16 protein-coding genes and 2 tRNA genes are annotated in these 21,434 nt (G+C 52.2%); 8 read left to right on the top strand and 10 right to left on the bottom strand.

The window, feature by feature from the left end:
* Nucleotides 1-15: 15 nt before the first annotated feature.
* Both glgB and pgi read left to right on the top strand, forming a co-directional pair.
* Nucleotides 16-2,196, top strand: a complete 2,181-nt coding sequence (glgB, locus tag FNL37_RS07495; protein WP_015830001.1) for a 1,4-alpha-glucan branching protein GlgB — start codon at nt 16-18, stop codon at nt 2,194-2,196.
* Between the two features lie 174 nt (nt 2,197-2,370).
* Nucleotides 2,371-4,026 carry a glucose-6-phosphate isomerase gene (gene pgi, locus FNL37_RS07500; RefSeq protein WP_015830000.1) on the top strand — a complete coding sequence of 552 codons (1,656 nt, stop codon included), beginning with the start codon at nt 2,371-2,373 and terminating at the stop codon, nt 4,024-4,026.
* A 96-nt stretch (nt 4,027-4,122) separates the two neighbouring features.
* On the opposite strand, the gene FNL37_RS07505 is transcribed toward pgi, so the two are convergent.
* From FNL37_RS07505 to FNL37_RS07520, 4 genes are read right to left on the bottom strand one after another with little or no spacing between them, the layout of a single operon-like run.
* Nucleotides 4,123-5,073: a S49 family peptidase gene (locus tag FNL37_RS07505; protein WP_013442127.1), complete on the bottom strand. Its 951-nt coding sequence runs from the start codon at nt 5,071-5,073 to the stop codon at nt 4,123-4,125.
* On the bottom strand, nt 5,066-5,428 hold the full coding sequence (locus FNL37_RS07510) for a Rieske (2Fe-2S) protein (RefSeq protein ID WP_015829999.1): 363 nt from the start codon (nt 5,426-5,428) through the stop codon (nt 5,066-5,068). Before FNL37_RS07510 ends, FNL37_RS07505 begins: the two co-directional genes overlap by 8 nt.
* Complete coding sequence (locus FNL37_RS07515) at nt 5,407-6,066, bottom strand: HAD-IA family hydrolase (protein WP_013442125.1); 660 nt, start codon at nt 6,064-6,066, stop codon at nt 5,407-5,409. Before FNL37_RS07515 ends, FNL37_RS07510 begins: the two co-directional genes overlap by 22 nt.
* Nucleotides 6,067-6,081: 15 nt before the next feature.
* Nucleotides 6,082-7,083: an RluA family pseudouridine synthase gene (locus tag FNL37_RS07520; RefSeq protein WP_015829998.1), complete on the bottom strand. Its 1,002-nt coding sequence runs from the start codon at nt 7,081-7,083 to the stop codon at nt 6,082-6,084.
* 547 nt (nt 7,084-7,630) lie between these two features.
* Here FNL37_RS07520 and FNL37_RS07525 point away from each other — a divergent pair.
* The gene (locus FNL37_RS07525; protein WP_159355696.1) at nt 7,631-10,378 is read left to right on the top strand and encodes an Rne/Rng family ribonuclease; all 2,748 of its coding nucleotides are present in this window, start codon (nt 7,631-7,633) and stop codon (nt 10,376-10,378) included.
* A 154-nt stretch (nt 10,379-10,532) separates the two neighbouring features.
* Here FNL37_RS07525 and uvrB read toward each other — a convergent pair whose 3' ends face one another.
* Complete coding sequence (uvrB, locus tag FNL37_RS07530) at nt 10,533-12,569, bottom strand: excinuclease ABC subunit UvrB (protein WP_159355697.1); 2,037 nt, start codon at nt 12,567-12,569, stop codon at nt 10,533-10,535.
* A gap of 149 nt (nt 12,570-12,718) precedes the next feature.
* Between uvrB and FNL37_RS07535 the strand changes: the two genes are divergently transcribed.
* The 4 genes from FNL37_RS07535 (at nt 12,719) to FNL37_RS07550 (ending at nt 15,411) form a co-directional block, all read left to right on the top strand.
* Nucleotides 12,719-13,729, top strand: a complete 1,011-nt coding sequence (locus tag FNL37_RS07535) for a trypsin-like peptidase domain-containing protein (RefSeq protein WP_159355698.1) — start codon at nt 12,719-12,721, stop codon at nt 13,727-13,729.
* A gap of 129 nt (nt 13,730-13,858) precedes the next feature.
* Complete coding sequence (locus tag FNL37_RS07540) at nt 13,859-15,070, top strand: pyridoxal phosphate-dependent aminotransferase (protein ID WP_159355699.1); 1,212 nt, start codon at nt 13,859-13,861, stop codon at nt 15,068-15,070.
* 132 nt (nt 15,071-15,202) lie between these two features.
* Nucleotides 15,203-15,278, top strand: a tRNA-Asn gene (locus tag FNL37_RS07545).
* Nucleotides 15,279-15,335: 57 nt separating this feature from the next.
* Nucleotides 15,336-15,411: transfer RNA gene (locus FNL37_RS07550), tRNA-Asn, on the top strand.
* A gap of 57 nt (nt 15,412-15,468) precedes the next feature.
* Here FNL37_RS07550 and FNL37_RS07555 read toward each other — a convergent pair.
* On the bottom strand, nt 15,469-16,242 hold the full coding sequence (locus FNL37_RS07555; protein ID WP_041370402.1) for a nuclear transport factor 2 family protein: 774 nt from the start codon (nt 16,240-16,242) through the stop codon (nt 15,469-15,471).
* 197 nt (nt 16,243-16,439) lie between these two features.
* Here FNL37_RS07555 and FNL37_RS07560 point away from each other — a divergent pair, with 197 nt between their 5' ends.
* Complete coding sequence (locus tag FNL37_RS07560; RefSeq protein ID WP_159355700.1) at nt 16,440-17,369, top strand: helix-turn-helix transcriptional regulator; 930 nt, start codon at nt 16,440-16,442, stop codon at nt 17,367-17,369.
* A 28-nt stretch (nt 17,370-17,397) separates the two neighbouring features.
* On the opposite strand, the gene FNL37_RS07565 is transcribed toward FNL37_RS07560, so the two are convergent.
* From FNL37_RS07565 to FNL37_RS07580, 4 genes are all read right to left on the bottom strand, one after another.
* Nucleotides 17,398-19,035, bottom strand: coding sequence for a phosphoethanolamine transferase (locus FNL37_RS07565; protein WP_159355701.1), 1,638 nt, complete (start codon nt 19,033-19,035; stop codon nt 17,398-17,400).
* A gap of 159 nt (nt 19,036-19,194) precedes the next feature.
* Nucleotides 19,195-19,587, bottom strand: a complete 393-nt coding sequence (locus tag FNL37_RS07570) for a flagellar brake protein (RefSeq protein WP_013442116.1) — start codon at nt 19,585-19,587, stop codon at nt 19,195-19,197.
* Between the two features lie 179 nt (nt 19,588-19,766).
* Nucleotides 19,767-20,270 (bottom strand): DUF2059 domain-containing protein, encoded by a 504-nt coding sequence (locus FNL37_RS07575; RefSeq protein WP_159355702.1) that lies wholly within the window; start codon nt 20,268-20,270, stop codon nt 19,767-19,769.
* A gap of 251 nt (nt 20,271-20,521) precedes the next feature.
* Entirely contained in the window at nt 20,522-21,205 is a 684-nt protein-coding gene (locus tag FNL37_RS07580) for a Crp/Fnr family transcriptional regulator (RefSeq protein WP_013442114.1), read from the bottom strand.
* Nucleotides 21,206-21,434 lie beyond the last annotated feature (229 nt).

Raw genomic sequence — 21,434 nt, forward strand, 5'->3', positions numbered from 1 at the left:
TTTTCGATTGCCATTTTGCCAAAGCCCAATAAAAACGATGAATTATCGCTGATTCTTCAAGCGAAACATTACAACCCGCATAACGTGCTTGGATTGCATGTGCATGACGGGCAGCACAGTTTTCGCGCATTTTTGCCATTCGCCGAACAGGCATGGCTCAAATTAGGGCATGCCTGGCAACCTCTAGTCCGTGGCGAATCAGATGGTTTTTTTGAGTGGTCAGGCCAGGAACAGCCTGAAACACCATGCCAGCTCAGGATTGAGCAACATGGGGAAATCATTGAAACCTGGGACCCCTATTCCTTTGGCCCAATGCTCAGCAATGACGAGTTGTACTTGCTAGGTGAAGGCAAACTCAAGCTGGCCTACCGCACACTGGGCGCACATCTGTGTACGCACCAAGGGGTTGCCGGCGTTCGCTTTGCCGTATGGGCGCCCACAGCCGAGCGTGTAAGCGTTGTCGGGGATTTCAATCAATGGGATGGCCGGGTTCACGCCATGCATTGCCATGGCTCCAGCGGCGTGTGGGAGCTCTTCATCCCCCAGCTCACCGAAAATCAGCTCTATAAATTTGAAATTCGCAATCGCAACACCGGCAATCTTCATGTCAAAACCGACCCTTACGGCTTCAGCTTTGAGCAGTTGCCCGGCACTGCCAGCAAGATCACCCGGCTGGACGGCTACCAATGGCAGGACGATGCCTGGCTCAAGGCACGTGCAGAACGGGATTGGCTGCACGCCCCACTTAACTGTTACGAAGTGCATCTCGGATCCTGGCGGCGCGATGAGCACGGCCATTTCCTCGGGTATCGGCAGCTGGCCGAGCAACTGATCCCTTATGTTCAGGACATGGGCTACACCCATATTGAGCTATTGCCAGTATCCGAACACCCCCTCAATGAATCATGGGGCTATCAGACCACGGGCTATTTTGGTGTCACCAACCGTTTTGGCAGTCCCGATGATTTCCGTTACTTCGTGGATCGCTGTCACCAGGCGGGCATTGGCGTGATTCTGGATTGGGTGCCTGGGCATTTCCCCAAAGACGACTGGGCGCTGGCCCGCTTTGATGGCTCGGCGCTGTTTGAGCACGAAGACCCGCGCCTGGGTGAACACCAGGACTGGGGCACATATATTTTCAATTACGGCCGCAATGAGGTACGTAACTTCCTGATCAGCAATGCCTATTACTGGCTTAAGGAATTGCACATTGATGGTTTGCGCGTGGATGCCGTGGCGTCCATGCTTTACCTCGACTACTCGCGCAAAGAGGGCCAATGGCTGCCCAACAAATTTGGCGGCCGCGAGAATCTGGAAGTCATCGACTTTCTGCGCCAGCTCAACATGATGGTGCATGAGGATTTTCCTGGCGCCCTCACCATCGCCGAAGAGTCCACCTCTTTCCCCATGGTTTCACGCCCGGTTTATCTGGGCGGCCTTGGTTTCTCCATGAAGTGGAATATGGGCTGGATGAACGACACGCTGTCGTACATGACCAATGATCCTATACATAGGCGTTATCACCAGCAAAAGCTCACGTTTGGGCAGCTCTATGCCTACACGGAAAACTTTTTGCTGCCCTTCTCGCATGATGAAGTTGTCCATGGCAAACGCTCCTTGCTGGAAAAAATGCCGGGCGATACCTGGCAAAAGTTTGCCAACCTGCGTTTGCTAATGACTTACCAGGCCACGATTTCCGGCAAAAAACTCAGCTTCATGGGCAATGAAATTGGGCAAAGTCGCGAATGGAATGTTAACGCATCGCTGGACTGGCATTTGCTGGGAGAGCATTTCAACCAGGGCATTCAGCGCCTCTGCCGCGATCTTAACCATGCCTATAAAAACTATCCCGCCTTACACGCGCTGGATTTCGAGCAGACCGGATTCCGCTGGATAGACTGCAACGATGCCGAGCAATCCACGATCAGCTTTGTACGTACAGGTCAGGCGGGCGAAGCTCTGGTTGTCTTGCTCAACTTCACCCCAGTGCCGCGCATGCAATACCGGATTGGTGTTCCTCAGGCAGGCAGCTATCGCGAGCTGATCAACAGTGATGCCGAATGCTATGGCGGCAGCAATATGGGCAATGGCGGCCTGTTGCACAGTGAACCTGTGCCCTGGATGGGTTGTCAGCACTCCATTGAACTTACCTTGCCACCGCTTGCCGGACTGATATTGAAGCCCGAATCTGCATAAGGCCTGCATCACATTCGCTGATTTATTAATAAAATGTTAATTAAGCCAGTCTAGACTGGGCTGGCAGTATCGAAATATCGTAAAAATAGTTAGACTAGTAGCCAAATGCCACGCAGCAAGTGCGCATACCGCTAACAACACAACCTTCCAATACCGAATAAACTAAAAAACTGCATGAGTAATCCAACAAATTTGCCTGTATGGCAACAGCTGCAACGCCACTTCCAAGACATATTCCCTCTGCAAATGCGCGACATGTTTGCGCAAGACGACAAGCGCTTTGAGAAATTCTCGCTGCAATGGGGTGATCTGTTGCTGGACTATTCCAAGCATCGCATCACGGCGGAGACCATGTCGCTGCTGTTCACATTGGCACGCGAAACGGATGTTGAGCAGTGGCGTGAGCGCATGTTCAGCGGTGAAAAAATCAACTTCACCGAGAACCGTGCGGTACTGCATACCGCCTTGCGCAACCGCAGCAATACGCCGGTGCTGGTCGATGGCAAGGATGTAATGCCGGATGTGAATCGCGTACTGGGGCAAATGCGCAGCTTCAGCGAGCAGGTGCGCTCAGGTGACTGGAAAGGCTATAGCGGCAAGCGCATTACCGATATCGTCAATATCGGCATTGGCGGCTCCGATCTGGGGCCTGTCATGGTCTGTACCGCGCTCAAGGCTTACGCCAGTCCGGAATTGAATGCGCATTTTGTATCCAATATTGATGGCGCCCACCTCGCGCAGGTACTGGAAAAATGTCAGCCCGACACCACGCTTTTCATCGTCGCTTCCAAAACATTCACCACTCAGGAAACCATGACCAATGCGCGTTCTGCCCGCACATGGTTCCTGGAGGCCGCAGGGGATGAAGCCCATGTTGCCAAGCATTTCGTGGCGCTGTCCACCAATGCCAAGGCTGTGAGCGACTTCGGTATCGATACTGCCAACATGTTCGAATTCTGGGACTGGGTGGGTGGACGTTACTCGCTGTGGTCGGCCATTGGCCTGCCTATCGCCATTTATATCGGCATGGATAACTTCGAGCAGCTGCTGGAAGGTGGTCATGAAACGGACCTGCATTTCCGCAGCGCACCGCTGGAGCAGAACCTGCCTGTCATCATGGCCATGCTGGGTATCTGGTACAACAACTTTTTCGAGGCAGAAACCCACGCCATCCTGCCCTACGATCAAGGCCTGTCACGCTTTACGGCATATCTGCAGCAAGCGGATATGGAAAGTAATGGCAAATTTGTCAACCGTGCGGGCGAACGCATCAACTACACCACAGGCCCCATCATCTGGGGTGAGTCCGGCACCAACGGCCAGCATGCGTTTTACCAGCTGATTCACCAGGGCAACAAGCTTATTCCTTGTGACTTCCTGATGCCGCTGCACAGCCATTACTCGATTGGCAAAAATGGCGATGAACATCACCATATCCTGATTGCCAACCTGCTCGCGCAAACGCGCGCGCTGATGCAAGGCAAGTCCGCCAAGGAAGCCAAGATTGAGCTGGAAGCCCAAGGCCTGGATCACCACACCATCATGAACCTGCTGCCGCACCGCGTCTTTGGTGGCAATCGCCCGACCAGCACCATGCTGTTCGACAAGCTGGACCCGAAAACCCTGGGCAAGCTGATTGCATTGTATGAGCACAAGATCTTTGTGCAGGGCATTGTATGGAACATCAACTCCTTCGACCAATGGGGTGTGGAATACGGCAAGCAGATTGCCCAGAAGATTCTGCCGCAACTCACCGATGGCAAACTGACCTGCGATTACGATGAGTCCACCAACAAGCTGATTGATTACATCAAGTCACAAAACATCTAGCAACGTACTTCAGCGGTTTACCGCAATAAAAAAGCCCCGAATATCGGGGCTTTTTTATTGCCATGCCTGGCTACAAGCCAGGCCGGACTTTCAGGATCAATGCATCTTCATGCCATTGAATACGGTGCCCATGGCGGCATTGCCCATAGAAGCGCCGATGCGTTTGGCAAATTTGTCTGCCAGGCCTTCACGTGCGGTAAAGTCGACGATTTTCTCTTGCTTGATGATTTCACGCGCCACGTAATCCGAGCTGCCAAAGCCATCTGCTAGGCCCATTTGCACGCTGGTTTCGCCACTCCAGAACAAGCCGCTGAAGGTATCATCGGTTTCTTTCAGACGCTTGCCACGACCTTCACGCACAACGGCAATGAACTGCTGGTGAATCTGGTTCAGCATGCTTTGCGCGTATTCTTTGTGCTTGGGATTCACAGGGGAAAACGGATCCAGAATCGCCTTGTTTTCACCAGCGGTGAGCAAGCGACGCTCAACCCCGACCTTGTCCATGATGCCGGTAAAGCCAAAGCCATCCATCAGAACGCCAATCGAACCAACAATACTGGCCTTGTCGACGAAAATCTTGTCAGCCGCAACCGCGATATAGTAGCCACCGGATGCGCAAATATCTTCCACCACGGCGTATACCGGGATATTGGGGTGCAGTTTGCGCTGACGATGGATTTCGTCATTGATAATGCCCGCCTGCACTGGACTGCCACCCGGGCTGTTGATACGCAGGATAATGCCCTTGGTATGCTTGTTTTCGTAGGCAGACTCAAGACTGCCGATGACATCATCGGCACTCACCTGATCATCACTGCCGATCACACCGTAAATATCAATGATGGCGGTATGGTCGCTATTGGCACTGCTATCGCCCCCTACCCAGTCCAGCGCATAAAACAACAACATGAAGAGGTAGATAAAAGTAAGCGATTTGAAAAGCACGCCCCAGAAACGGTTACGGCGTTGCTCCCGAATGGCGGCAAAAGCCAGCTTTTCCAGCGTTTGACGTTCCCAGTTCGGATCGTTTTGATTAGTGTCAGACATGCTTCAAACTTTCAAGGTTAATGAAAACAAAGGAATCCCGCTCGAATACGGGAAGCTGCTTGAGGCTGCGGCCTTTGCAAGGCCCCATCACACAATACCCGTTATCCGGCATAAAGTGCGCGCCGTGCGTGGCGCAAATAATATATTGCTGGGTGAGATCAAAAAAATCGCCAGGATTCCAATCCAACTCCACCGGCACGTGGGCACATTGATTGATAAATCCACAGACCTTGCCTTTATAGCGCACCACGAACCCGGTCACGCGCTGCCCGAATTCAGGCAACTCAAACCGCACACCCTGCCCTTTTTCCAGCAGGCTGGCGCTTTCACAGATCAGGCGTTCATTATCAGCCATTGATTTAATTTAGTAAATTCATCGAAATGGGCAAGCGGCGCATGTGGCAGCAAGCGCTCCAGCGGGTGTGCGCCATAGCTCACCCCCAGGCTTCGCACCCCGGCGTTGCTCGCCATCTGCAAATCAAAACTGGTGTCTCCTATCATCAAGGTACGCTCCGGGCTCGCACCCACCTCGTCCATCAACTCATGGATCATTTGGGGGTGCGGCTTGGAATGGCACTCGTCCACACAACGGGTTGCATGAAAATAATGCCCTATGCCACTGTTTTTCAAGGCACGGTTCAGGCCCGCCCGCCCCTTGCCCGTGGCCACCGCCAATGCAATACCGCGGCCATGCAACTCGGCAACCGCTTCCGCTGCGCCGTTAAACAGGGGAATCTCGTTTTCGCCACTATTGTAATAGAGTGCATATCGCGCCATCAGTTGCTGAATTTGCGACTCCTGCACTGTACCGAACAGTTCAATGAGGGCTTCACGCAAGCCCAGGCCAATAATGCCGCTCGCGGCCTCTTGGGTGGGCAAGGGCAAGCCGACATCCACACTGCTCTGGCAAATGGCGTCGACTATGAGTTGGGTGGAATTGGCAAGCGTGCCATCCCAGTCAAAAATAATAAGATCGAATTGATTACTGCGCATGGTGGACTCTTGCTTCTATTCAGAATTCTTGGTGGATGGTGATTTTTCGAGGGAGGTGAGGAAAGCTTGCAACGCTGCCGGTAGCGGGGCAATCAACTTCAGCTTGTCACCAGACAAGGGATGACGGATGCCGGTTTCCGCCGAATGCAGGAACATGCGTTTAAGTCCGCGTTTTTGCAACGCCTTGTTCAAAGCAAAATCGCCGTATTTGTCATCGCCAGCGATAGGGAATCCCAAATGGGCCAGTTGCACCCGCAACTGATGGGTGCGGCCGGTAATCAGTTGCGCTTCCAGCAGGGTAAATTCCCCATACGATTTTTTCAGGTGGAAAATGGTTTCCGAGTTCTGCCCCTCCTCTTCCACCGTCACCTTGCGCTCGCCATTGGCCGTGACATGCTTTTGCAAGGCAAGCACCACGCGCTTTTTCTTTTCTTTCCAGTCCCCGCTGACCAGCATCAGATAACGCTTGTCCATATGATTGGCGCGCATGGCTTCGTGCAGGCCGACCAATGCGCTGCGTTTTTTAGCCACCATCAGCACACCCGAGGTTTCCCTATCCAGCCGGTGAACCAACTCCAGAAATTTGGCATGGGGACGTTCCAGACGCAATTGCTCGATAACCCCGCGGCTGACGCCACTGCCACCGTGTACGGCAAAGCCAGCAGGCTTGTCGATGACCAGCATCGCTTCATCTTCAAAAATGACGGCCTCTTCGAACCTGGCGGCAACTGGCCGAGTTTCTTCTGCGACAGGCTGCGGCTGCACCCTGATAGGCGGCACCCGCACCAGATCCCCCAGTTGCAAACGGTAAGTCGCATCTATGCGCTTGCTGTTGACCCGCACCTCCCCGCTACGCAATATGCGGTAGACATGGCTTTTGGGCACACCCTTCAGGGTTTTGGTGAGGAAGTTATCGATGCGCTGGCCAGCCGAACCTTCGTCCACCGTCAGCATGGCTGCGCTGTTGGGTCCAATGGTCGTGCCATTTGCATTACTTGCTTTGCTTAAATTAGTCATCTCACCTATACTACGAAAATCTCGAAATAAATGCGCTAAGCGCTTATTCGGGAATGAATTGATGTTTGAAAAAACACCTTGAAAAATACCTTGGTTAACTCGCTCGCCAAATAAAACATCGTAGCGATTTTCTGCAACATTACTAATTGCGCTCAAGCCGCTGCAAACCAGAATCGCTAATAAATGCGCGGCCAGGAATTGCTGGAACTAAAGAATTTTAGCCGATATGACGGCTAACCAGAGACAGAATTAAAGCACCGAGGTTTAAAGCAACCCGTTAACGAGATTTTTCGTCAACTAAATCAGTCTGATACATTAAAACGATCAGAATTCTTTTTTCCGCCATGCGACAGAATCGCAACCCGTGCGATGAAAAAAGCGGCCTAACCGCCTGGTTTTACCTCCTGCAGCAAACTCTGCTCACGCAGTAAAAGTGCACTCATATACACTGTGATTCACAGGAGCACTCCCTGCCGGACATCAGCAATCCTGCTTGTCGTTGAAGCGACAAGGTCTGCCAGACCGCTTAGAGCGCGGGAGCCTTACAATGAAACGCATGCTTTTCAATGCGACACAGTCGGAAGAACTACGTGTCGCCATCGTCGATGGTCAAAAACTGATCGACCTCGACATCGAATCCGCTGGCAAGGAACAACGCAAGAGCAATATCTACAAGGGTATCATCACCCGCATCGAGCCTTCTCTTGAGGCTGCATTTGTCAATTACGGTACTGACCGTCACGGTTTTCTCCCCTTCAAGGAAGTCGCTCGCAGCTATTTCCAGAACGACAGCGATGGCCGCGCCCGCATTCAGGATGTACTGAAGGAAGGCCAGGAGCTTATCGTCCAGGTTGACAAGGACGAACGTGGCAACAAGGGCGCAGCCCTCACCACCTTTATTTCCCTGGCGGGCCGTTATCTGGTGCTGATGCCGAACAACCCTCGTGGTGGTGGTGTATCGCGCCGCATCGAAGGCGAAGACCGCAATGAACTGCGTGATCTGATGGCCCAGCTGGAAGTGCCTAACGGCATGAGCATCATTGCCCGTACCGCAGGTATTGGCCGCAATATCGAAGAGCTGCAATGGGACCTGAACTACCTCTTGCAACTGTGGACAGCCATTGAGGGTGCCTCCACCATGCAAAGCGGCCCTTTCCTGATCTATCAGGAAGGCAGCCTGGTCATTCGTGCCATCCGTGATTACTTCCAGCCAGACATTGGCGAAATCCTGATCGACACCGCCGACATTCACGAGCAAGCCGTGCAGTTCATGAACCACGTCATGCCGGGCAATGTATCGCGTGTGAAGCTGTATCGCGACGAGATTCCTTTATTCTCCCGCTTCCAGATCGAACACCAGATTGAGACTGCGTTTTCACGTGAAGTGCGCCTGCCTTCCGGCGGCGCCATCGTGATTGACCACACGGAAGCCCTGGTATCCGTCGACGTCAACTCCGGTCGTTCCACCAAAGGCAGCGACATTGAGCACACCGCGTTCAATACCAACCTGGAAGCTGCCGATGAAGTAGCTCGCCAGCTCCGTCTGCGCGACCTGGGTGGTCTGGTGGTGATCGACTTCATCGACATGGAAAACCAGCGCAATCAGCGCGAAGTCGAAAACCGCCTGCGCGACGCCCTGCATCATGACCGTGCCCGCGTACAAACCGGCAAGATTTCCCGCTTCGGCCTGCTGGAGCTGTCACGCCAGCGCCTGCGTCCAAGCCTGGGCGAATCCAACCATATCCCATGTCCTCGTTGCCATGGCACAGGCCATATCCGCGGCATCGAGTCCACTGCGCTGCATATCCTGCGAATCACGCAGGAAGAAGCCATGAAGGAAAACAGCGCCATTATTCAGGTGCAGCTGCCGGTGGAAGCAGCAACCTTCCTGCTGAATGAAAAGCGTGCCGAGATACACAAGATCGAGCAACGCTCCGGTGTACAGGTTGTGCTGATCCCTAATATTCACATGGAAACCCCGAACTACAACATCTCGCGTATTCGCAGTGATGATGTCAACGAGGAAACCAGCCGCGCCAGCTACCAGATGGTAGAGCTGCCAACCGAGGGTGAATACAACCCGGCTGCGCAACAGGAAGTCAAAGCCGTGCGCGCCGAAGCTGCCGTCAAGGGCATTACCCCTGCATCTCCAGCGCCGATTGCCACGGAAAAAGCAGTTGAAGTGCCTGCCGCCCCTTCCCTGTTTGGCCGTTTCAAGAACTGGCTTAGCAAGATCACCGAAACCAAGGAAGAAGTGGTTGCGCCTGAAACCACCAAGCAACGCAACGACAACAACCGTAACAATCGCAATCAGCCACGCAATGCGCGTAACAACCGCAATGGCCGCAATGGTGAGCGCGGTGAACGTCCAGCTGCGGAACGCAATGCGGAACGTGGTGGCGAACGCAACAACGAGCGCGCAGAACGCGGTGAGCGCCCAGCCAATGAGCGTAGCGAACGCCAGGAACGTGGCAATCGCCAGGAGCCACGTCAGCAGGAAGGCCGTGAACCACGCCAGCAAAACCAACCGCGTGCAGAGCGTGGTGAGCCACGTGAAAAACCGGCCATCGCATCTCCAGCGCCTGCAGCAACCCAACAAGCCGCCAATGGCGAAGCTGGCAATGAGCCACGCAGCCGTCGCGGCCGTAATGGTCGCCGTGAGCGCCCAGCACGCGAGCCACGTGAAAACCAGGCACGCAAGGCAGCCGATGATGCCGCTATTGGCGCCCCGGTAGCAGATGATGTGGCGCAACAAGTAGCAGCACCTGTCGCGGCCGCAGTTGAAACCGTTGCTCAAAACAATACCGTGAACGAAGCGCCTGCTGTCGTGGAAACAGTTGCAGCGGCACCTGCCGTTGAGACCAGCCCCGCAGTCGAGCCTGTTGCCAAGGCAGTGGAACCTCAACAAGCGGATCTGGCACTGGTCAGTGATACCCCAGCTCCGGTAGTGGCAGCAGAACCTGTTGCCGCAGTGGCTGAAGCAGCACCAGCCGCAGAACCTGTAGCCGAAGCCAAAACTGTTGTAGAGGCAGAAAAACCAGAAGCTACTGACAAGCCCGAGAAGAAACCTCGCGCACCACGCCGCCGCAAGGCTGAGGCAGAAACCAAGCCTCTGGATCTCGCAGCAAGTGGCTTGCAACTTGTGGAAACCAAAGCCGATGCGCCGGTAGCAGCTGCGCCAGTGGAAGCAGAGCCTGCAGCCCCACGCAGCCGTAAACCAGCGGCATGGCAGCAAAAAGCCACCAGCGATGAAAGTGCTGAAGCGCCACTGGTATTGATCGAAACACAGAAGTAAACATGTAGACCCTATTGGCAGCCGGTCAACGGCTGCCAAATAAAAAGCCCGTTCCAACTCGGAACGGGCTTTTTTATGCCTGGCACTGCCATGATACTGCCATGATTTAAGCTACATCATATCAAGCCATCTTTCAGTGACTGGCTTTCATGCGTCAAGGCAGAATATCGGGAACATCTGTTCCGTAGAATTTGGCCTTGAGTTTTTTCAGCTGGTCACGGAATTCTGCTGCTTTCTCAAACTCCAGATTTTGTGCGCTGTCATGCATGGATTTTTCGAGGCGTTTCATTTCCTTGATGATCTGCTTTTCGCTCAGGGCTTCATAGCTGGCCTGATCCTGCGCGGCCTGCCGTTCGCGTTTTGCGTCATCCTTGTCATACACGCCATCAATAATATCCTTGATGCGCTTGGTCACCCCCTTGGGCACGATACCGTGTGCTTCATTGAATGCCATCTGCTTGATACGACGCCGTTGCGTTTCATCCATGGCCAGCTTCATCGAGCGGGTAATGTTATTGGCGTAAAAGATCACCTTGCCATTAAGGTTACGCGCAGCGCGGCCTGCCGTTTGAATCAGGGAGCGTTCTGACCGCAGGAAACCTTCCTTGTCAGCATCCAGCACGGCAACCAGAGATACTTCAGGAATATCCAGCCCCTCACGCAGCAGGTTGATGCCGACCAGTACATCAAACTCGCCAAGGCGCAAGTCGCGAATGATTTCCACCCGTTCCACGGTATCAATGTCCGAGTGCAGATAGCGTACCTTCACGCCGTGCTCAGACAGATAGTCTGTCAAATCCTCGGCCATGCGCTTGGTCAGGGTCGTCGCCAACACGCGCTCGCCCACGGCCACCCGCAGCTTGATTTCCGAGAGCAGATCATCCACCTGGGTATCTGCCGGTTTTACGGTGATTTCCGGGTCGATCAGGCCAGTCGGCCGGGCCACCTGCTCCACTACCTGCTCCTGGTGCGTGGCTTCATAATCGGCAGGCGTGGCGCTGACAAACACGGTTTGCCGCATGATGCGCTCAAACTCTTCAAATCGCAGCGGCCGGTTATCCAGCGCCGAAGGCAAGCGGAACCCATAATCCACCAGGTTTTCCTTGCGCGCGCGGTCGCCCTTGTACATGCCACCGATCTGCGGAATAGTCACGTGGCTTTCATCAATGATCATCAAGGCATTGGCTGGCAGATAATCAATCAGTGTCGGCGGCGCATCGCCCGGGGAGCGGCCAGTAAGATGGCGGCTGTAGTTCTCAATTCCCTTGCAGAAACCGATTTCATTGAGCATTTCCAGGTCAAACCGCGTGCGCTGCTCTATGCGTTGTGCCTCAACCAGCTTGTTGTTCTTGATAAAGAAGTCCACGCGATCACGCAGTTCCTGCTTGATGGTTTCCATCGCCCGCACTGTCGCTTCCCGCGCGGTCACATAATGACTGGAAGGGAAGATGCGGAAATTGTGAATCTTATTGAATACCTGCCCGGTCAGGGGATCAAACAGCTGTATGGTTTCGATTTCATCGTCAAACAGGCTGATGCGGACGGCCGTCTCACTGTTTTCTGATGGGAACACATCCACCACATCGCCACGCACCCGAAAAGCACCACGTGAGAAGTCAAAGTCATTACGGTCGTATTGCATCGTAATCAGCTTGTTCACAATGTCGCGCTGACTGATCTTCATGCCCTGATGAATATGCAACACCATGCCATGGTACTCACCCGGATCCCCGATGCCGTAAATGGCCGAGACGGTGGCGACAATAATGCTGTCTTCGCGCTCCAGCAGTGACTTGGTAGCTGAGAGCCGCATCTGCTCAATGTGATCATTGATGCTGGAGTCTTTTTCGATAAACAGATCGCGCGAGGGCACATAGGCCTCGGGCTGATAGTAATCGTAATAGGACACAAAATACTCCACCGCATTATTCGGAAAGAACTCGCGAAACTCCGAATACAGCTGTGCAGCCAGCGTCTTGTTGGGCGCCATGACCATGGTCGGCCGCCCGGTACGGGCAATCACATTGGCCATGGTATAGGTTTTACCAGAGCCGGTTACCCCCAGCAGGGTCTGGTATTGCATGCCCTGCTCTATACCGGTGATGAGTTTTTCTATGGCGGCAGGCTGGTCGCCGGCGGGAGGGAAAGGCTGATGAAGCTGGTATCGACTATTGGGGAAAGTAACAATCACATCAAACACCTATAAAAGCGAATAGGTATTCTAGCAGTTCAAATCTATTAAGCCGAACTCGATTATTAATTAAATGTCTTTCTGGCAGGCTCACTTACAAACAAGACGGCCATAGGCCGCAACAATAACGACATTATGGAGAATGACTCATGCGTTACCTGCTGCCCCTGCTCACGGCATTAAGCCTTATCCCCACTGCGCATGCGTTTGACCGTGCAAAACTGATGGATTCCTTTTTCTCGATCGTCATGATCCGTGGATATAACCAGAATGGTAGTCTGGCTTATGGCTCCGGGGTGATCGTCGCCCCTAATAAAGTGCTGACCAACTGTCATATTTTTCGCCAGACCAAAGAACCATGGATATCCCGCGGCGAAGATACTTACACCATTGCCTCGATACAGGCGGACCGCTGGCATGACCTCTGCCTGATAACGACAGACAACCTGCCATTCAAACCTGCCACGCTAGGCAAAGCCTCCGACATGAAAAAAGGCGAAGAGGTGATCGCCATTGGCCACTCCAGCGGCTCCCCTGCCCCCGTCACGTCACTGGGCACGGTGAAATCAGCTTACCCGCTGGATGATGGCATCATCCTGCGCAGCACTGCCCGCTTTGCCCTTGGCGCCAGCGGCAGCGGCTTGTTTAACGAAGAAGGTCAGCTGGTGGGCATCAATACCTTCAAAACCATAGGGCGAGTCGCTTACTTCTATGCGGTACCGATTGAGTGGCTGGACAAGGTAGCCCAGCAGCCTGCTGAAAGTGTCATGCAAATCACCGGCAAGGCTTTCTGGGAGGAAGAGGAAGATACCAAACCCTACTTCCTGCGCATCGCCGTGCCAGAGCTGCAGGAAGACTGGCTGAAACTGGAACAGATCGCCCAGAGCTGGGCCAAGGCAGAACCCAACAATACCGAGGCATGGTACGAATTGGGATGGGCTGAGGAAAAGCTTGCACGCACCGAACAAGCTGAAAAACACTACCGCAAATCGCTGGCGCTGGATGCCAACAATACCGACGCCTTATTCAGGATAGGTGTTATCGCCAACGACAAGGGCGACAAGCAGGAAGTGCATAAAATCAGCGTGGCTTTGCTCAATCTGGATAAAAATATCGCAGAGGAATTCGGCAACACCGTGGGTTGCAAGCTGGAATGCTGAAATACCGAGCATGAATTTCATGACAAGCGCATGAAAGAACAATCAAAAAAACGCGCTGCCAGTTCCGCAGGATGGGTTTTGTGAGTAAAATTAGCGCTTTATCACTCACCCCCATTCAAGGAAGTTACTTTGGAGCCCTTAGCTTTACCGCTCTCGCAGCGCGTTCAAACCATCAAAGAATCCCCTACTCTGGCTGTGACGGCACGTGCAGCCAAGCTAAAGGCTGAAGGCCGCGACATTATTGGTCTCGGCGCTGGCGAACCCGATTTCGATACGCCGCAACACATCAAGGATGCCGCCAAAAAAGCCATCGACAGCGGCTTCACCAAGTACACCCCTGTCAGTGGCATTCCTGGCCTGAAAAAAGCCATCGTTGCCAAGTTCAAAAATGAAAACGGCTTTGATTACACCGAAAAGGAAGTGATTGTCGGCGTAGGTGGCAAGCAATGTATTTTCAACCTGGCGCTGGCAGTGCTCAACCCGGGCGACGAAGTCATTGTGCCTGCGCCTTACTGGGTATCGTACGCTGACATCGCGATGGTGGCAGGTGCAAAGCCCGTGATTATCGAGTGCGGCATTGAACAAGGCTTCAAACTCACGCCAGCACAACTCGAAGCCGCCATCACGCCGCAAACCCGCATGTTCATGATCAACTCGCCATCCAACCCCACAGGTTCGGTGTATACCCTGGCTGAGTTGCAGGCCCTGGGTGAGGTGCTGAAGAAGCATCCGCAGATTCTGGTTGCCACAGATGACATGTACGAACACGTCAACCTCACTGGCGAAAAATTCCATAACATCCTGAATGCCACGCCTGAACTCAAGAGCCGCTGCATAGTGCTGAATGGCGTATCCAAAGCCTATTCCATGACCGGCTGGCGCATTGGCTATGCTGCAGGCCCAGCTCACATCATCAAGGCCATGGAGATTTTGCAGTCGCAATCCACCTCCAACCCCACCTCCATCTCACAAGTCGCTGCGCAAGCCGCGCTGGAAGGCCCGCAGGAATGCATCACCCCCATGGTAGAAGCATTCCGCGAGCGTCACGAGTACGTGGTGAATCGCTTCAACCAGATGCCAGGCCTCAAGTGTATCAAGGCTGGCGGCGCGTTTTATGCCTTCCCCGATGCGCGCGTTGCCATCGCCAACCTGCACAAGGCAGGCGTAATTAGCGATACCACCGATATGGCCTTGTCAGAATACCTGCTGGAAAATGTCGGCGTTGCCGTCGTTCCCGGTTCTGCATTCGGTGCCGAAGGCTATTTCCGTATCTCGTTTGCCACGTCCATGGAAAACCTGAGAAACGCCCTCGACCGGATTGAAAAGGCACTTACTGTTTGATTATAAAAGCATAAGATCAGGCGGATTTTAGCCACATTTTTCCGCAAAAAAACAGTCGATTTTACACGCTGTTTTTTGCACAAAAATGTTGACCGAAGCCCGCCGAGTCTTTATAGTAGCGCCTTCATCGATTCCCCGATAGCTCAGTCGGTAGAGCAACGGACTGTTAATCCGTGTGTCCCTGGTTCGAGCCCAGGTCGGGGAGCCAAATATGAAAAAGCCCACAGTCTTGTGGGCTTTTTTTCCGATGAACTTTGACCGATATTCCCCGATAGCTCAGTCGGTAGAGCAACGGACTGTTAATCCGTGTGTCCCTGGTTCGAGCCCAGGTCGGGGAGCCAGATATAAAAAAAGCCCACCGTTTTGTGGGCTTTTTTGTTTTACAGCTCAGCGCTCAATCAGAATCCGAATTTTCCATTCTGATTTTTCCAACCCTGCCGCGGCGGGATTGCTTCCATGGTGTCCCAATGTTCAGCGATCTTGCCGTTCTGCACGCGGAAAAGATCGTAAAAAGAAGTCCACTTGCCGGCAAACTCCCCTTCACTGATCACCAGTACGAAATTGCCTTCGCCCAATATCTGATGCACGCGGTTATATTTCATGGTGATGCCTTGCTCGGCCAGATATTTAAGGGCTGCACCCAGGCCTGACAAGCCATCTGCAATTGCCGGGTTATGCTGGATGTAATGATCACCGTCAAAGTAAGACGCCAGCTTTTCCAGCTTGCCATTCACCAGGACATCATCGACGAAATCGGCCACCAGCTTTTTATTAGCGGCGGTTTTTTCAAGGTCTTTGATGGTTTTATCCCCGTCCGTCATGGTGTGCCCACTCGGGTTGGCTTGTGCAGGCGTTTGCTGCAAGTTATCCCAGTGCTCGACGATTTTTCCATGTTCAAACCGGAATATATCGAACCCGATCTTGGGGCCAAAAAAATCATATTCCGTGTGGGTGATCACAAAGTCGCCATCTTGCAGCACCCTGACGGTATTGACCTTGGCACTGCCTTTGGGCAATTGCTGCAAGACCGCACCAAACCCTGCCAAACCATCGCCTACATTCAGGTTATGTTGAATATATTTTTCGGCATTAATGTAGCCAACGGGTGCCTGTTCGCCGGTTTCGATACTTTTGAGTAACTGAATTACCTGTTCCTTTGCTGTGGGTGTCATAGCAGTTTCCTTTCTTTCAGAGGTGGGGGCGGCGAAACTTTTCATCGCCAGAAGCAAAAGCCCTATCGCAAAAAGCGATGGCATCTTGTCAACATTCATACGCATTTAAAGCTCCATAGGGAAAAAGACATTAAAGATAAGACGAGGTAATATTAGGAAATTGATTGAGGTAATCACAGGTATTTTTGGCGCTATTTATGGTAAATAAAAGACATTTTCTGAACACGCGCGAAAAAACATCGCCTCCCGCCCTGGAACGCGTGGTCTATACACCACCAGCGTCTTATGGGCTGGACATTGAAGTGATTCCATTTGCCATCCTGAGAACGCGAATTCTTGAAAACCGTTTCCGGCAGGCGCACCAGATTAACTTCTACCTGATGCTGCTGATCACGGAGGGTAGCTCTACCCCGGTGGTGGATTACCGCCCCATTGAATGCAGCAAAGGGACGCTGCTATTGCTGAGCCCTAACCAGGCGCTGCAATTTGATCTTAATGAAGGTTGCGATGGATGGATGATCATTTTCAAGGCGGAGTTTCTGACGTCTTCGAATGAAGATGCAGGCGTCAATATCTTCATGGCCAATGCGATGCATGGTGCTGCAGCCAAGCTGAATCTGGCGGCGGATGCAGAAAGCATTATTTGCGCACGCATGAAGCAGATGCATGCAGATACCCTGGCAGCCGGCACCAAAGCCATGAAGAATGCCATGCTGAGGTTTGAGTTGCAGGCGGTGATGCTAAGACTGACGATGCTGGGAGAACAGATGGCGGAGACTGAGCCGCATCCGGCTGAGCTTTCCCGGTTCCGGCGATTCAGAAAACTGGTTGAAGAGAAGTTCGCGCATCAACACGCAGTGGCCGACTATGCTGCTGAACTGGGCTGCACAGTGAAGAGTCTGACACGGGCAACACAGGCAGCGGTTACCATGGGGGCCAAGGAATACATTGCAGCCAGAATTAACCTGGAAGCCAAACGCCTGCTCACACATACCCAGATGCCGGTCACCATCATCGCTGAAGTGTTGGGGTTTGATGAAGCAACTAACTTCGTCAAATTTTTTAAACGCAATAGCGGAATGGCACCGAATGCATTCCGCAAACTACATTATTCGATTTATAACTGACGAGACATCGCCATTGGGCATGGCAGCATCATGGCGCACTTTTTTCGCGAAAAGTACCGCTGACATCAGGATTTTTAAATAGCCAGTCATCCTTGGCTGCACAGGTTTTGGTCTTCATCTCGAAGGCAATCAGCAAGGCACAGAACAAGTCATCGTGGCTAAGCGGTGCATCTTCATATGCCTTGATCATGCTGACCGGGTAGTCAAAGTGTTTACCGGCCCAGAAAACGGCAGGAACGTGGGTTTGTTCTATCGGCGCGGTGGCATAAGGAGCTGCATGCAGGTATACGCCCTTCTCCCCTAATGATTCACCATGATCACTGACATAAAACATCGCGGTTGCATGGGTGTTGTCGTACTTTTTCAAGAAATCGATAACATTGGCTAAAAAGTAATCGGTATAGCGAACCGCGTTGTCGTAGCCGTTATTGATTTCTTGCTGGCTGCAACTACGAAGCTCGCCCGTCATGCAGACAGGTTTGAAATACTCAAAGGCTTGGGGGTAGCGCCGGTAGTATTCCGGCCCATGGTTACCCATCTGATGCAGCACTATCAATATATCTTTGCCTTTATGCCCTTCGATATATTTATCCAGGCCTGAAAGCATGCCGATATCGCGGCATTCCGTATCGCACTCAGGATTGAATGTAGGACTCTTGAAGTCTTGATATTCAACGCGGGTAGCCACTCCTTTGGAGTCGGAGTTGTTATCACGCCAGAGGACTTGCACGCCCTCTTCTGACAGCACATCAAGCGCGTTTTTATACTGGCTGGCCTTCTGACGCGTGTAATGTTCACGGCCCAAGGAGGAAAACATGCAAGGCACCGATTCACCTGTGGATGTTCCACAGGAGCTGACATGCTTGAAGCTGATGACATCGCGCTTTGCCAGCTCGGGATTTGTCGGGCGGTCATAGCCATTGAGCGAAAAACGATCCGCCCTGGCTGTTTCACCCACCACCAGGATGACAAGTTCGTTCTCGGGATGCACACCCACCTCCTGCGTATCGGCCGCAGACTCATGCAACACGGTTTTCAAGCTTGCTGCTCGTGCATATTGGCTGACATATGACAGGGTCGAATAACTCCACCCCGTTGGGTTTGCATAAAGCCGGGTAATCTTGTGCTCTTTCACAAAACCGGTGAAATTGGAGAGAGCAATGACAATCGACAGAATCAGCGCCAGTAACAGCCACAAGGAAAGTTTGACGCGTGAAACCAGCTCTCGCTTACGTCCTTCGGAGGCCGGCCAGTAGCTTATGGCGATCGCCGCTGGGATCAGGCCCAGAACCAGGAACCGCAAGACCATGCTGGCATTGACCAAGCCGGCGATTTCCTTGACATCGGTCTCAAAGATATTGTTAATCATCACAACATCGATCACCACGCCGTAATGATCCATGTAATAAGCAGCCAGCGACGAAACAAGCAACAAGGTGGTCAGTACCCATTTGCCCATCCTGCCATGGCATACCCACAACAGGAAAAGCACAGTGCTTAGCGCAAAAAATAAGGCAATGCTGGAAAAGTGCAGCAAGTTGATACTGAAAGGCTTATCCAGAGGATAAATTTCAAGCAACTTGGCCCATAGCGAAAGATTGGCCGCGAGTATGAAAAACAGCGAGGCAATCGCGAGAAAGCGGGTTTGGCGGGTAAAAATGTTCATCACCTTAATATTGTTATCATGAAGTAGCCAACGCCTGACACGTTGACGGAGAAACTCCAAAGCCCAGCGTAAATGCTCAGGCGATCACTTCAATGCAAATCCAAACAAAAAGCCTGCGATCAGCAGGCTCTGTTGATTCATTCAATTAATGCAGTCGGCTTATTCCGCCGCAATCTGCTGCTTGTGCAGCAAGCGCTCAAGATAGGCAATATAGCGCATCAAGCGGGCTTGGGTTTGCGGCTTAACGTCCACATAGGAAAACCCAGCACGGAAATGGCGTAGTGCAGTACCTTCGTTCATTTCCAGTACATTTCTGACCAGCATGGTGACGTTGATTTCGCCAAACTCGGGCACCACAAAGTTACAGTCGTGATACGTCGCCCCAACCTCAAGTGTGCTGTGCTTGCTCTTGGGTAATACCAATGCCAGCCCTGCGATACTGATATCAAGTACAGGGAAGGAAGGTGCGCTTTCTATCATCGGGATAGTGCACAACAGCCCCGGTGGTGGAATACGGAAAAATTCCCGCTGATTATGTTCTGGATGAATCATGGTTTTTTTATCATTGAATTAAAGTTATTACAAAACCGAAAGTCGGTTTCAGGCGCGCCCTGACGCCTCTGAAACCGATAACCCTTGAGTAGGATTCTAGCAGGTATTTTTCCTGCCTGAATGAAAAATGCCACGCGAAAATCTTGCGTGGCATGACTTTTACATTTCAAGCAAAGTTGTTACTGTGCTTTGCGAAACTCGACAGCCCCCTCTTGTGCCGCCTGCTGGATTCGATCCTGTACCGGGACCAACAGCTTCTGGCTTTCCAGGATGATTTGCTGGGTAACCGCTGGCATTTTGTTCATGGCCGATTTGCCTGCTGGCGTTTTATAAAATGCGGTCAGGGCATTCACTTCTTCCTGGGTAAAGTTCTTTTTGTAGAGGCTGGTATAAATGCTCTGGAAGTTTTCCCAGGTCATGACTTCAGCCATGATGCTGGAAATTTTTTCCGACGTGGTATTCAAAACTTTTTCCTGTTGCGGATTCAATTGCTTTCCGCCCAATTGCCCAAGAATCGAGGCTTTTACCGAGCTTGCATTTTGTGCCCGGATTTTTTCCAGCATCTGCTTGGCATTCATGGCATCCAGCAGATTTTTAATCGACTCATCAGTGGGCGCACTTTCCGCTGCCAGCGATTGAAAAGAGAGAAGCAAAGCGAAGATACATACGATAAAACGTGTCACGTGACCTCCTGTAGAGTATGTCGGTTAGATGGCAAAAGCCCGATTCAGGCCACTATCGAACGTAAATCATACTCTAATGGGTCACCTTGTGGGTGCTCCGCTAATGTAAATACTCCCTGTGTCAAAAAAACATTAAGTCACCTCACTCCCCCCATTCACTATCATTGGATTGCCTCACCCAGAGGCAATCCCCTCCACTTTCCCGCAGTCACTGCCACACGCACCCGGTAGATACTGGCCTGATTCCCCCTTCAGACTTTTGATCCAGAGATCATGAAATCACTCGCCATCTGATGCAAGGCGGCTGGATTTTTGACGATCAGGCGCATGCCTTCCTTCTCGATCACACCTTCAGTCACGAGTAAACCGAGGGCGCGTGAGACGGTTTCGCGGCTCGTGTTAACCATGATAGCCACCTGCTGGTGCGAGGGGAAATGATCGACATATGGCTGATTTTTTGCCATGCGGGAAATCAGTAAAAAAACACGACTATATGCATTTGGCACGCCCAGCAAACAACGAAGATCCGTCACCATTCGCATGCGATGGCACATATCCTTCAACATGCGCTCGGCAACCTTTGGAACATGGTTGACCAGGCTGTTGACCTTGCTTTTGGGTAAGGCCGCGATGAGGGACTCTGAAACCGCAACAATGGAAGCTGGACGAGGCAGATCATCCAACACCGACAACTCTCCAAAATAATCACCCGGAGCGATAAAATTAAGCCCGGTCTGGCGGCCCTCCAGCGAAATATCCACCACCATGAGGCGACCACTCAGCAAGAAAAACAACTCATTGGCCTCATCCCCTTTATGACATACAAAATGCTTTTTCTCGATTCGAAACATCCTGAAATATCGGGAATACTCATCCAGCAATGGCTGAGGGAGCCCTTGGAGCAAGGGCAGCGTTTTAACTTGTGTAATACTCATATGAACCCCTATAGACGCTTGTGAACCTGCTTTATAGTTATTTGCGTATCCGGTCATCAGTATTGATGGCTGCCGGATGCACAACCCGGTACAACATTCCTTCATCAATTTTTATTTTGGATTTGCCATGCATTGCTCAGAGCAAGCCAAGTTTTCTGCAGCCTGGAGAGTTGCTATGAACAAGTGAAAGGCTAGCAGTAGATTCACACCTCAACCATTGGCTCAAGGT

Origin of the sequence: Methylovorus glucosotrophus (assembly GCF_009858335.1) — a bacterium.
Taxonomy (GTDB): Bacteria; Pseudomonadota; Gammaproteobacteria; order Burkholderiales; family Methylophilaceae; genus Methylovorus; species Methylovorus glucosotrophus.

Bases quoted from the DNA above. Each gene is read 5' to 3' on its own strand.
- FNL37_RS07560 (WP_159355700.1), top strand. From the start codon at position 16,440: ATGGTAAATAAAAGACATTTTCTGAACACGCGCGAAAAAACATCGCCT.
- FNL37_RS07535 (WP_159355698.1), top strand. From the start codon at position 12,719: ATGCGTTACCTGCTGCCCCTGCTCACGGCATTAAGCCTTATCCCCACT.
- FNL37_RS07555 (WP_041370402.1), bottom strand. From the start codon at position 16,242: ATGACACCCACAGCAAAGGAACAGGTAATTCAGTTACTCAAAAGTATC.
- FNL37_RS07505 (WP_013442127.1), bottom strand. From the start codon at position 5,073: ATGTCTGACACTAATCAAAACGATCCGAACTGGGAACGTCAAACGCTG.
- FNL37_RS07525 (WP_159355696.1), top strand. From the start codon at position 7,631: ATGAAACGCATGCTTTTCAATGCGACACAGTCGGAAGAACTACGTGTC.
- pgi (WP_015830000.1), top strand. From the start codon at position 2,371: ATGAGTAATCCAACAAATTTGCCTGTATGGCAACAGCTGCAACGCCAC.
- FNL37_RS07520 (WP_015829998.1), bottom strand. From the start codon at position 7,083: ATGACTAATTTAAGCAAAGCAAGTAATGCAAATGGCACGACCATTGGA.
- FNL37_RS07580 (WP_013442114.1), bottom strand. From the start codon at position 21,205: ATGAGTATTACACAAGTTAAAACGCTGCCCTTGCTCCAAGGGCTCCCT.
- FNL37_RS07510 (WP_015829999.1), bottom strand. From the start codon at position 5,428: ATGGCTGATAATGAACGCCTGATCTGTGAAAGCGCCAGCCTGCTGGAA.
- FNL37_RS07565 (WP_159355701.1), bottom strand. From the start codon at position 19,035: ATGAACATTTTTACCCGCCAAACCCGCTTTCTCGCGATTGCCTCGCTG.
- FNL37_RS07570 (WP_013442116.1), bottom strand. From the start codon at position 19,587: ATGATTCATCCAGAACATAATCAGCGGGAATTTTTCCGTATTCCACCA.
- FNL37_RS07515 (WP_013442125.1), bottom strand. From the start codon at position 6,066: ATGCGCAGTAATCAATTCGATCTTATTATTTTTGACTGGGATGGCACG.